This is a genomic window from Cognatundibacterium luofuense (assembly GCF_018139685.1).
GTDB lineage: Bacteria > Pseudomonadota > Gammaproteobacteria > Burkholderiales > Burkholderiaceae_D > Undibacterium > Undibacterium luofuense.
In genome coordinates this window covers 402,586-415,331 of the sequence record NZ_JAGSPN010000001.1, presented here as the reverse complement: position 1 = coordinate 415,331, position 12,746 = coordinate 402,586, and the positions used below count along the sequence as shown (strand labels likewise).

Below are 12,746 nucleotides of genomic sequence, written 5' to 3'. Positions count from 1 at the left end.
CATGGCAAACGCGGAAAGCACATTGTCAGTCAAAGGTTTGCAAAAACGCTACGGCGCACGTCAGGTAGTGCGTGATGTGTCGCTGATGGTGCGCAGCGGTGAAGTCGTTGGTTTGCTTGGGCCAAACGGTGCAGGTAAAACCACCTCGTTTTACATGATTGTCGGTCTGGTTCCATCCGATGCGGGTGAAATCCGGATTGATCAGCACGATGTCAGTCGTCACGCTATCCATGAACGCGCCGTGATGGGTTTATCCTATTTGCCACAGGAAGCGTCAGTATTCCGGAAGCTCACCGTGGAAGAAAATATCCGTGCGGTGCTGGAATTACGAAAAGATAAAGACGGCAAAGCACTCAGCGAAAAGCACATCCGTAAAAAACTGGATGCCTTATTGCATGATCTGCAAATCGAAGGTTTAAGAGAAAATCCGGCGCTGTCACTGTCCGGCGGTGAACGCCGCCGCGTTGAAATTGCGCGTGCACTGGCAACTGAACCGCGTTTTGTGCTGCTGGATGAGCCGTTTGCAGGCGTTGATCCTATCGCCGTGATTGAAATTCAGCGTATCGTCCGCTTCCTGAAAGAACGCGGCATCGGTGTTCTGATCACCGATCACAATGTACGCGAAACGCTGGGTATTTGTGATCACGCTTACATCATCAATCAGGGTGCGGTACTCGCCAGTGGCAAACCGGATGACATTGTGCAGAACGAATCTGTGCGCAAAGTCTATCTCGGAGAACATTTCCGCATGTAAGCGTCTATGAAGCAAAGCCTGCAATTACGCACCTCTCAGCATCTGGCACTGACGCCTCAGTTACAGCAATCTATTCGCTTGCTGCAATTGTCAACGCTGGAACTGCATCAGGAACTGGAAGCAGCACTGATAGAAAATCCTATGCTGGAGCGTATTGATGATCCGCTGGATCAGGCTGTACGTTTGCTGGCAGATGGCGCACTGAATACGGCAAGTCTGCACAATGATGCCGGAATGCAATCTGCCGCGCCAGCCACCGCCGACAACACACCATCGGAGACACCTGCTCAGGAAACTGATTTACCGGCCGCAGAAAGCGTCAATCCGGATGACTGGGGTTCTGATACCCGCAGTAATGGCTCCGGTAACGACGATGATGATCTGCGTCCGCAGCTGGAAGCAGCGCCGCAGACATTGCGTGAATTTCTGCTGAGCCAGACCGCTCTCACAGTACGTGAGCCACGCGATCATGCCTTGCTTGAACTGATGATTGATGCGCTGGACGATAACGGCTATCTGTCGGAATCGCTGGAAGATTTACACGCCAGCCTGCCGCTGGAATTATGCGTCGAACAGGAAGAACTGCAGTTTGCGCTTAACCTCCTGCAGTCCCTGGAGCCGGCTGGTATTGGTGCCCGTAATTTATCCGAATGTCTGGCACTGCAAATCCGGCGGCTTCCTGCAATTCCATTTGTGACACGCCGCCTCGCATTGCAAATTGCTGAAAATTATTTACCGCAATTTGCCGCACGCGATTTTACCCGTCTGCGTAAAGCTCTGAATTGCGACGATGAAGATTTGCGCGATGCACAACAAGTTATTCGTTGTTGCAATCCGCGTCCGGGTGCTGATTACACCCAGCCTGAAGCTGACTACGTAGTACCGGACGTCATCGTCAGGAAATGCGGAAATCAGTGGCAGGTCGTGCTCAATCAGGACGTGATGCCGAAACTTCGCGTCAGTTCGCTGTACGCGGGTCTGGCACGCGAATCACGGGCCGAATGTGGCCTGCATAATCAGGTTCAGGAAGCACGCTGGCTGATCAAAAATATGCGCCAGCGTTTCGAAACAATTTTGCGCGTTGCACAAGCCATTGTTGAGCGTCAGCGTAACTTCTTTACACATGGTGAAGTCGCCATGCGCCCCCTTGTTTTGCGTGAAATAGCTGATACACTAGGTTTACACGAGAGTACTATTTCTCGTGTAACCACTCAGAAATACATGCTGACCCCGCATGGCATGTTTGAACTGAAGTATTTTTTCGGAAGCCATGTCGCGACGGAAACCGGGGGTGAAGCATCATCCACCGCGATACGCGCTCTGATCAAGCAGTTAATAGGAGCAGAAGACCAGAAGAGCCCACTCTCTGATAGCAAAATCGCAGACATGCTGGGCGAACAAGGCATGGTGATTGCACGACGCACCGTCGCCAAATACCGGGAAGCCCTGAAAATTCCTCCAGTGAGTATGCGAAAAATCTTGTAGTGCAATTCTTGTAATTCAGGCTTTCATTGCTATATATGATTTAGCGCAACGTCAGAAAAACTGAGACCGCGCATTCTAGTAGCAAGATCATCACATAGGAGCACAGTATGAATCTCACCATCAGTGGACATCACGTCGAAGTTACTCCTGCAATCCGCGAATACGTACAAACCAAACTCGAACGCATCCGGCGTCATTTCGACCAGGTCATTGATATTGCTGTTATCCTCACGGTAGACAAACTGCGTGAAAAAGAAAAACGTCATAAGGCAGATATTAATCTGCATGTCAGTGGCAAAGATATTCATGTCGAAAGCCTCGCACATGATTTATATGCAGCGATTGATGCACTGATTGATAAACTGGATCGTCAGGTAATTAAACATAAAGATAAAATTCAGGATCATAACCACGAAGCAATTAAACATATGCCGGATCCGGCATCAACGTAAACAGTTTAGGTTGTATCTGAATACAGGGCGGAAACGCCCTGTTTTGCTTTCCGGAATCCGCAAATCTGATATTTTTCAGCTGTTTATTTTTAATGCTTTTGCCTGCTGCATTCAATAACAGTTATCTACAGTTATTTTTCGCATACGAATTTTCTATGAATACAATGATACGTACCTCTGTTATCAATCAGATCGGACATATAGAACTAAACCGCCCGCAGGCGTTGAATTCTTTATCACTGGAAATGATACGGACTCTCACAGCAACACTGATGAACTGGAAATCTGAGCCCGAAGTAAAGGCCGTACTGATATACAGCAGTAGTGAGCGTGCTTTTTGCGCCGGTGGCGATATACGCTTTTTCTATGAAGTCGGTAGCAAAACGCCACAAGGCGGCAGTGCTTTGCTCGAGGATTTTTTTACAGAAGAGTATGCGTTGAACCATCTGATTCACCACTATCCTAAACCCTATATTGCGTTAATGAATGGCGTTGTAATGGGTGGAGGAATGGGAGTTGCACAGGCAGGTCCGCAGTCTGCAATACGCATCGTCACCGAAAAAACCAAAATGGCAATGCCTGAAGTGAATATCGGCCTATTTCCTGACGTCGGCGGTGGTTATTTTCTTTCGCGCATGCCAGGCCAGACAGGGCGCTATCTGGGACTGACAGGTGAAATTATGCGAGGCGAAGACGCCATTGAGACCGGGCTCGCTGACATATTTCTGCGGACAGAACATATTCCTGCATTGATGCATCTGCTAAAAACCTGCGATACAAAAAATATTAAAAATCAGTTGATACAATTTTCCGAATCATTGCAGGCAGAAGTAGCAGAAAATTCTTTCATCAAAAAGAACCGTCAATATATAGATCACTATTTTTCAGGAAACTCTGTTTCTGAAATATGCCAGAAACTGAAGTCAGGCGAAGACTTTTTCGCACAAAGCGTTACTGATGCAATGTCAAAACGATCACCACTGATGATGTGCGTCACGCTGGAGCAATTAAAACGCTCTGCAATGATGAATGTTGCCGAATGTTTGCGTATGGAGCGCACCATGGTCAGGCACTGTTTTGAACGAAACGAAGTCATTGAGGGAATACGCGCACTGGTCATCGACAAAGATAATCAGCCAAAATGGCAACATCAGGCAGTAGATGATGTCAGTGAAGCTGAAGTTGAGAGTTTCTTTGTGGCAGTATGGCCCGATATTACGCATCCGCTTCGCATGTTGACAGACTCAGCATCAGCGTAATTAGTAAACTCCCGCCGTTTCATACATCTATGACAGCGGGAGTAGTCCGCAGAAATATCAGTGCCCTCCACCCAGATAGGCAGCTTTTACCGCAGGATCATTTTTCAATTGTGCTGCCGGACCATGTACTGAGATTCGCCCGTTTTCGAGAACATATCCATAATCCGCGACAGCGAGCGCCGCAGCGGCGAACTGTTCAACAAGCAACATCGTTCTGCCTTCATCTTTCAACCTCTGCAGTATTCTGAATACTTCATCCACCAGAATTGGGGCCAGTCCCATTGATGGTTCATCTAACAAAATGACCTCAGGATTCAGCATGACCGCTCTTGCCATTGCAAGCATCTGTTGTTCCCCGCCGGATAAGGTTCCAGCCTGTTGATTCCGGCGCTCCCGAAGACGTGGGAATAACTCCATTGCACGCTGAAGATCTGTATCAATATCCCCTCTGGGGCGACTACCGGTATAACGAGGAAATGCGCCAAGCAGCAAATTATCCATCACAGTCATCGTTGAAAAAACCCTGCGCCCTTCCGGGGAGTGCGCCAGACCTGCTCTTGCGATTTTATGTGAATCCAGTCCTGTGATATTTTTTCCAGCCAATGAAATATTGCCGCTTTTTGGTTTCAGCATGCCAGATACGGAGCGCATTGTTGTCGTTTTTCCTGCTCCGTTTGATCCTATCAGAGTCACAAGCTTTCCCTTTGGCACATCCAGAGAAATTCCGTGCAGAACTTCGACCTTCCCATACGCAGCATGAAGATTTTCTATTTTCAGCATGTTTCCCCCGTAGCTGTTTTCGCATTGCCAGTATCTTCCTGACTGCTCCCCAGATAGGCTTCAATCACTCTGGTATCTCCCTGTATTTCCGCAGGCGTTCCTTCAGCAATTTTCTGCCCGAAATCCAGAACAGTCACAATATCGCAAACTGACATCACCACATCCATGTGATGCTCAATCAGAATAATCGTTACACCACTTCCTTTAATTTTCTTAATTATCTCAGTTAACTCTTTAATATCAGGTGCCGTCAAACCAGCAGCTGGCTCATCCAGTAACAACAGCCCCGGATTTAATGCAAGTGCGCGTCCGATTTCCAGTAAACGCTGTTTACCGTAAGGTAAATTGCGCGCCTCTTCATCTGCCAAATCGGATAACCCGACAAAACCGAGAATACTTGCAGCACGTTGACGAGCGTTTGCTTCATGACGACTATCACTACGGTTCGCAACTAAAATATCCCATAGCGAACTGCCAAAACTATGATGCAGTCCGACCAGAATATTTTCTGTTGCGCTCATTTCCCCGAATAACTGGACATTTTGAAATGTCCTCGCTATACCTGCCAGAGCAATTGCCGAAGGTGTTTTCCCTGAAATTAATATTCCTCCGTAGTTTACTTTGCCATCAGTTGGAAAATAAATCCCTGTAAGGACATTCATCATTGTGCTTTTACCTGAACCATTTGGTCCGATTAATCCGTGCACAGTGCCTTTCATGATCTGAAGGTCGACCCGGTTGAGTGCTTTCAAGCCGCCAAATTGCATAACAATCTGATCTGCACTCAGAATGCAGCGATCCGTCTGACTATCCTGAAATTGCACCGCACCGACATTTTCATTAGCACCGGTGTGTGAGGTGATATGTCGGGACCGATATCCGGTCAGGCTCATAACAAAACCGACAATACCATCTTGCAAATAATAGACAACAAAAAGAGTCATCAGCCCGAAGATTGTCAGTCGCCAGTCCGTTATGCTCTCTAATTTATACGCGAACAACGCCATACCAATTAATGCAACAACCGGAACCAGCAAATCACGCCACCTCGCACGCGCACGCACGAATGTAATCAGCGCAAAAACCAAGCCAAAAAAGGCAGCTCCTGTTGCGATTTTTCTGAATAAATCGATATCAGCCAGCAACGAGGGAAGCATTACAACAATGAGTGCACCAAGCAGAGATCCGGCTCGCGATTTTCGCCCCCCCATAATCACTGCCAGTAAAAATAAAATTGTCAGCTCAAAGTTATACGTATTTGGTGAAATGTACTCTTCGGAATAGGCGTAGAGACTTCCTGCAAGTCCTGCAAGCGCAGCACTGATAACAAATGCCAAGACTTTATACCGGTATACCGATACCCCCATACAATCGGATGCGATCGGACTGTCCCGTAATGCCTGAAATGCACGCCCCAGATAAGACTTCAATATCCGGTGCACACACAACATTGCCAATAGCATCATCACCGCAACAAAATAGTAATATCCGGTCTCTGTGAGCTTAATGCCAAAAATTACCGGCTTTGTGACCTTGATACCCATCGGACCTTCAGTCAGAAAACTCATTTCATTGATCAAAATCTGAATGATTGTTCCGAATGCAAGGGTTACCATCGCAAGGTATGGCCCTGTTACCCTTAAAGCTGGTAATGCCAGCAGTGCACCGAAAGCAGCCGTTGTTAAAATACTTGCCGGTATCGTCAGATAGAAAGGCAGTCCGAGCTTTAGCAAAAGTACACCAGTAGTATAAGAACCTATGCCGAACAGACCAGCGTGGCCCAGAGACACCTGACCTGTGTAACCGACGACAATATCAAGTCCGAACAACAGAATTGCGTATATCAGTATGGTCTCAATCAGATGCAGGTAATACGGATTGTGAATAAAAGCAGGTACAAGCAAAATTCCAATCACACCGAACCAGGGTGCAATACGCAGTATTTTCTTCATATTGATCCTCATACTTTTTTAATTGCTGTTTTCCCAAACAGCCCGGCTGGTTTAATTGCCAGCACAAGCAGTAAAAGTAAGAGTCCCGGAACCTCTTTATATCCGGTGGAAATATAAAAGCCCGTCAGCGTCTCAGTAATGCCGAGTATCAGACCACCGACGACAGCACCAACACCAGAGGTTAGCCCTCCGATAATCGCAACAGCAAATGCTTTTAAACCTAGTGCAGAGCCCATCGTTGCACCTGTTAATGTCAGCGGTGCAACCAGAACTCCCGCGAAAGCTGCAGTTGCAGACGAAAGCGCATAAGAAAATGTAATAACAAGGCTTGTGTTTATACCCATCAAGCCTGCCGCATCTCTGTCATTAGACGTAGCAACCACAGCCTTTCCGTATATGGATTTCCTGTTAAATATTTCTACAGCGACCATCATGCCGATCGCACCAAGCACAACCACTATTTGCATTGGCTGAATATTCGCCCCGAACACCTGAAATGGCACAGCGCTCAGCGGGGATGGGAAAGTCAGATCATCTTTACCCCATATGTTTTCAGCGACATTCTTAAAAATGATTGCTAACGCAATTGTCGACATTATCCAGCCAAATTCGGACTTAATTTTTATTGCAGGACGAACGCCTATCCATTCAACAAATGCCCCCTGCAATGCTCCGAACATTAAGACCAGCGGAATCATCAGCCAGTAATTAAGATATGGCCCGCCATGTATGTTCCCGACCAAACTCAAACCGACAAGCGCACCCAACATCAGCGCCTCGCCCTGCCCAAAATTCAGCGTTCCGGACGTGGCAAAAGTCAGTTGATAACCAAAAGCAATCACAGCGTAAATCATGCCCAGTGCAATGCCGCTGAAAACCAGTTGCAAAAAAATATCCATAGTATGTTTCCTGTTGTCACTTCACACTTGCAGCCAGCGAAAAGAAAAAGCCGGCTTGGCTGCCGGCTTTTTCTGGATGCATTTATTTGGATAACACGATATGACCGTCTTTTGCTTCCCCCATCACAGGAATTCCGGGTTTGATTGCCTCATGGTCATCATGGGTATATGGTTTGACATAGATTGTCACAACACCCTCAACCTTTTCATTGAGATTTTCCAGGGCTTCCCGGACTTTAGTGCCATCGGTAGTTCCTGCCTGACGAATTGCGGCAGCAAGTAAATAAATCGAATCATACCCCTGCGCTGCAGATACCGGCGATGGAATACGTTCTAATTTATATGCTTTTTGGTAAGCTTCGATAAATGCTTTACGTTTTGGAGTATTCGGGTCCTGAATAAATGTTTGCGGCATTGTTGCACCGTTTCCATTTTTCCCGGCGTTATCCAGAAAGTTTGCCATCGACAAAGTCCAACTGCCGATCATTGGTACCTTCCAGCTGAGTTTTTCCATACCATTTGCGATTTGAGCCAACTCCGGTCCGATGCCGTATGTCAGAATCGCTTGTGCCCCAGCCTGTTTAGCTTTCAGTAACTGGGGAGTCATATCAACATCTTTAATATTGAATTTTTCAACAGTTACCGCTTTCATCCCCTTTGCTGAAAGTGCCTTTTCGAGATCTTCCCTGCCAAGCTGCCCGTAGTTAGTCGAATCAGCAAGAATCGCGACTTTCGTCAGCTTTCTTTTTCCGACAGCTTCTTCGACAATCATGGCAGACTGAATTGTGTCATTTGCTGAGACGCGGAAAATATAATTTTCCTTATGTTCCGGCGACAGAAATTGTTTTGTGATAACACTTCCCGTAGCTACATTATTCATCACAGGAATTTTTGCTTCCTGATAAAAACGCTGCGATGCAAGGGCGACACCAGTGTTGATGTATCCAACTGTAGCAACTACCTTTTCTTTATTGATGAGCTCTTGCGCAACCTGTACTCCGCGCTCATTTTTTGCTTCGTCATCACGTTCGATTAATTGAATCTGGCGGCCCAGTAAACCACCTTTTGCATTAATTTCTGCCACAGCCAGCTTTACGCCGTCACGCATAGAAACGCCCATCGGAGCAGACCCACCTGTCAGTGGCCCTGAAACGCCGATACGTATCGGATCTGCAGCGAATGCTGAGGAAATTAATGAAAGGGATGTAATGGCAAGAACTGCCTTGAATTTACCGGACATACAGGTCTCCTGTCGTGATTATTTTGATTGCGCATCCGCAAGCCCGGAAGCGCAGCTAGTGCAACAACGAAATAAAGAACATTCCAACGAAAGCGCTATAAATCTTTTATGCTGACAACATCTGCCATACTGGAATATATTCGTTTTCGAATTTATCCCTTTTAAATCAAAAATCAACTTTGAAAAACTTATGCCGACCGATTTGACTAAACCAGTTTGCTGATTATTTATCAAATATTCAGGTCAACATTTACATCTAAAATCTGCATCTTCAACAATCTAATAACTCACTTATAAAAAAAAATCAATCAAATAACTACTGAATGAACCAAGTTTATTTTTTGGCATGCATTACATTCACTTTATTTTTTACATTGAATCAATTCAGCAATGAAAAAACTTTGGAAATTGCCTTACTGCCGGCACCTAAGGGATCTTTTCGAATTGCTTTCTCTTCCTCACCAATCATTACAAAAAGTGCATCCAGCGCTCGTTCGGTCACGTATCCCTCAACTGTGGACTCTTGTGAATTGACAACGCCAAATTTCTGAACCTGCGCCATTACATTATTGTATTTTGATGATAAACCAGATTTATCCGTAACATTTTTGACTACAGGTAAAAATTCCCTACCAAGCTGGCTGCTCGTTTTTTGACGAAAAAATTCTGTAACCGATGTGTCCCCGCCAGTCAGAATATTTTTCGCATCGGAAATCGTCATTGACTTCACTGCGTTCAGTAGCAATGGCTTTGCTTTCGGAACTGCTGCCTCGGCAGCACGATTCATTGCGACAACCAATTCATCAAGCTGGCCAGACTTTCCTGTCATTTGTAAGACAGGACGAATTTTCTCCAGTGTTGATGGCAATGGAATTTTTACTTTTTCATTACTCAGAAAACCGTTCTCTTTTCCAAGTTGCCCTACGGCTGCACTCGCACCTTTCTCAAGCGCCGCTTTCAAGCCAACGCTAGTTTCTTGATTGGATAAGTCACTTAAACCTGCACCACACACGGGATGAGACGCAAACATAAACAACGCAAGCAGAGTAGCTAATAGAGACCGTTTCATATGATCAGTTATAGTTAAATTAGTGGCTCATGAAGAGAGAAAATACGGCAATGTTCCCGTATGGCATACCGATCCGTCATGCCTGCTATATAGTCGGAAATACGCCGAGCCTGCCTATCTCTGCCATTTGAATTTGAAAGACTTAATTGATAGTCAGCAGGTAGCAAACTGCTATCTTGCATAAATGCATCAAACAGTTCTTCAATAATAATACGTGCTTTCCGCATCATCCGGCTCACCTGATAATGTCGGTAAAGATTTTTAAATAAAAATTGCTTTAACTCTGTTGCTTCTGAAGAAATCTGATCGGAAAAGCCGACGAGAGTTGGCAAGTCTCTGACCTCATCGACATGCTGAGGATTATATTGCTGAATTTTTTCTGATGATGTCCGGATCAGGTCTGTAATGAGCGTGTGAATGATTCGCCGTATCGTTTCTGAAACCATTCTTTTCCCATAAAGGCCCGGATACATTTGCTCTACTATCCGTCGATGACGCTCATATAGTGGCACGGTGCGTAGCTGGCAGTCCGTGATCAATCCTGAACGGATGCCGTCATCAATATCGTGATTGTTATAAGCGATTTCATCAGCTAAATTTGTTAGCTGCGCCTCAAGACTGGGACGTTTTTTTTGCAAAAACCTTTCGCCTATTTCACCCAGCATTTCAGCATTTGACGCTGAACAATGCTTAAGGATACCTTCCCTCGTTTCAAAACAGAGGTTTAATCCATTGAAATCAGCGTAACGCTCTTCCAGACAGTCAACAATTCGCAAGCTTTGCAGATTGTGCTCAAAACCGCCAAACTCACGCATACAGCTATTTAGCGCATCCTGGCCAGCGTGACCAAACGGGGTATGTCCCAGATCATGAGCTAAAGCAATCGCCTCAACCAGATCTTCATTCAATTTAAGGGTTCTTGCTATTGAACGCCCAATCTGTGCCACCTCAATACTGTGCGTCAGCCGGGTACGGAATAAGTCACCTTCATGATTTACAAAAACCTGCGTTTTGTACTCAAGCCTACGAAAAGCGGAACAGTGGATAATGCGATCCCTGTCCCGCTGGAATTCAGTTCGCCCCGCTGGTGCCGGCTCGGAGTGAATCCGCCCGCGTGATGTATCAGGATGAACAGCAAACGGTGCGAGCAAAAATGACATTCATCACCTTCTTTCGATACCTGCTTTGTAAGCGAATATGATTAGTGGAGAATTTCCCTGAGAATTTGTGATTCAATCTCTGTTATGACCGCCGTTCCAAGCGGTTTAATTAAAATAAAGCGTATCTTGCCGCCTTCATTTTTTTTGTCGACTTCCATCAACTCCAGCCAGCGCTGAAATCCCAATTGTGGCGGGATCGTTGGCAGACCTGCGTCACTAACGAGCTGAATCAGGCGAGTTCGTTGCATGAAATCAATATACCCGACCTTATATGCTGCCTCTGCCGCCAAAACCATACCACAACCAACGGCCTCGCCATGCAACCAGGTACCGAAACCTAAACCAGCCTCAATAGCATGCCCAAAGGTATGACCGAAATTCAGAATTGCTCGCAATCCACCCTCACGTTCATCCTGCCGGACTACGTTCGCCTTAATTTCGCACGACCTTACAATCACATGTGCTAATGCTTCAGGTTTTCTTTGACGAACAGCTGCCATATTAGATTCAAGCCATTCAAAGAATGCAAGATCGGTGATCGCACCATGTTTAATAACTTCGGCGATGCCAGCAGACAGCTCGTTATCAGGCAAGGAATTTAATGTTGCAGTGTCTGCGATCACCGCCTGCGGCTGATAAAATGCACCAATCATATTCTTACCAGCGGGATGATTAATTCCTGTCTTTCCTCCGACCGAAGAATCGACTTGCGAAAGCAAGGTTGTAGGCACTTGTACGAACGGGATACCACGCATATACGTTGCGGCAGCGAATCCCGTCATATCACCTATAACCCCGCCTCCCAGTGCAAGCAGCATCGTTTTACGATCACATTTTCCAGCTAGCATGTGATCAAAAATCTGCATCAAGGATTCCCAGGTCTTAAATTCCTCTCCATCTCTAAGGACTACCGCACTAACCTCTTTATTAAGCAGCATCAGCTTTTTCTGCAGCTTATCCAGATACAACGGAGCCACAACGTCATTTGTGACGATAACTACTCGTTTCGCCCGAATGCTCTCCTGCAAAATCTTTTCATCATCCAGAATGTTCTGCCCGATAAAGATCGGATATGAACGCTCGCCCAGTTCCACTTTCAATGTCTGTACACTTTGGCCGGATGCATTGATGTGAACTGTTTTCATAGTTTCCAAGGTAAGTGGCGTTCTATCGGACAAGGGCAGCTTTTCAACGATTTGCTGTACAAGATGATTGATGTGGGGACGCCCGGTTTCAATGATCACATGAGCGGTTTGTTGATACAAGGGATGTCGCTGTTGTTCCAGCTCTTCCAGCTTCTTTCTGGGATCGGCTGTCTTAAGTAATGGCCGATTTTTGTCATGGCGAGTTCTCTGCAGGATACTGTTGACGCTGGCCCGCAAGTAAATGACGGTACCTCGCTCGTGAAGAAATTTACGGCTCTCCGCATTCAAAATTGCGCCGCCCCCGGTTGCCAGAACTATATCGTCTCTTGCGGTCAGTTCTTTGATGACTTCAGCCTCGCGAGCACGAAAACTCGCCTCGCCTTCAATTTCAAATATTACGGGGATGGAAACACCGGTACGGGATTCGATTTCGTGATCAGAATCGATAAACCGTTTATTGAGTTTTCGGGCCAAAGCCCGGCCAACTGTCGTTTTGCCGGAGCCCATTAGCCCTACTAAAAAGATATTACCTGCCATGTTCGCTTCCTGAG

11 protein-coding genes are annotated in these 12,746 nt (G+C 46.2%); 4 read left to right on the top strand and 7 right to left on the bottom strand.

What is annotated here, in order from left to right; genetic code table 11:
* Position 1: 1 nt before the first annotated feature.
* The 4 genes from lptB to KDM89_RS01895 all read left to right on the top strand — a co-directional run bounded on the left by lptB (position 2) and on the right by KDM89_RS01895 (position 3,950).
* Positions 2 to 754: an LPS export ABC transporter ATP-binding protein gene (gene lptB / locus KDM89_RS01910; RefSeq protein ID WP_212686240.1), complete on the top strand. Its 753-nt coding sequence runs from the start codon at positions 2 to 4 to the stop codon at positions 752 to 754.
* Between the two features lie 6 nt (positions 755 to 760).
* Complete coding sequence (locus KDM89_RS01905) at positions 761 to 2,239, top strand: RNA polymerase factor sigma-54 (RefSeq protein ID WP_212686239.1); 1,479 nt, start codon at positions 761 to 763, stop codon at positions 2,237 to 2,239.
* Positions 2,240 to 2,346: 107 nt separating this feature from the next.
* Positions 2,347 to 2,691 carry a ribosome hibernation-promoting factor, HPF/YfiA family gene (gene hpf, locus KDM89_RS01900; RefSeq protein WP_212686238.1) on the top strand — a complete coding sequence of 115 codons (345 nt, stop codon included), beginning with the start codon at positions 2,347 to 2,349 and terminating at the stop codon, positions 2,689 to 2,691.
* A 155-nt stretch (positions 2,692 to 2,846) separates the two neighbouring features.
* Complete coding sequence (locus KDM89_RS01895) at positions 2,847 to 3,950, top strand: enoyl-CoA hydratase/isomerase family protein (RefSeq protein WP_212686237.1); 1,104 nt, start codon at positions 2,847 to 2,849, stop codon at positions 3,948 to 3,950.
* A 57-nt stretch (positions 3,951 to 4,007) separates the two neighbouring features.
* Here the strand turns inward: KDM89_RS01895 and KDM89_RS01890 are convergent, their stop codons facing one another.
* From KDM89_RS01890 to aroKB, 7 genes are all read right to left on the bottom strand, one after another.
* Positions 4,008 to 4,730, bottom strand: coding sequence for an ABC transporter ATP-binding protein (locus tag KDM89_RS01890; protein ID WP_212686236.1), 723 nt, complete (start codon positions 4,728 to 4,730; stop codon positions 4,008 to 4,010).
* Complete coding sequence (locus KDM89_RS01885; protein WP_230427616.1) at positions 4,724 to 6,682, bottom strand: branched-chain amino acid ABC transporter ATP-binding protein/permease; 1,959 nt, start codon at positions 6,680 to 6,682, stop codon at positions 4,724 to 4,726. Before KDM89_RS01885 ends, KDM89_RS01890 begins: the two co-directional genes overlap by 7 nt.
* An 8-nt stretch (positions 6,683 to 6,690) precedes the next feature.
* Positions 6,691 to 7,581, bottom strand: coding sequence for a branched-chain amino acid ABC transporter permease (locus KDM89_RS01880; RefSeq protein ID WP_212686234.1), 891 nt, complete (start codon positions 7,579 to 7,581; stop codon positions 6,691 to 6,693).
* Between the two features lie 82 nt (positions 7,582 to 7,663).
* The gene (locus KDM89_RS01875; protein ID WP_212686233.1) at positions 7,664 to 8,821 is read right to left on the bottom strand and encodes an ABC transporter substrate-binding protein; all 1,158 of its coding nucleotides are present in this window, start codon (positions 8,819 to 8,821) and stop codon (positions 7,664 to 7,666) included.
* Positions 8,822 to 9,200: 379 nt separating this feature from the next.
* Positions 9,201 to 9,890, bottom strand: a complete 690-nt coding sequence (locus KDM89_RS01870) for a DUF4197 domain-containing protein (RefSeq protein ID WP_212686232.1) — start codon at positions 9,888 to 9,890, stop codon at positions 9,201 to 9,203.
* A gap of 14 nt (positions 9,891 to 9,904) precedes the next feature.
* Positions 9,905 to 11,050: a deoxyguanosinetriphosphate triphosphohydrolase gene (locus tag KDM89_RS01865; RefSeq protein ID WP_212686231.1), complete on the bottom strand. Its 1,146-nt coding sequence runs from the start codon at positions 11,048 to 11,050 to the stop codon at positions 9,905 to 9,907.
* A gap of 41 nt (positions 11,051 to 11,091) precedes the next feature.
* A complete protein-coding gene (gene aroKB / locus KDM89_RS01860; protein WP_212686230.1) occupies positions 11,092 to 12,732 on the bottom strand; it encodes a bifunctional shikimate kinase/3-dehydroquinate synthase AroKB in 1,641 nt (546 codons plus the stop codon).
* Between the last annotated feature and the right edge of the window lie 14 nt (positions 12,733 to 12,746).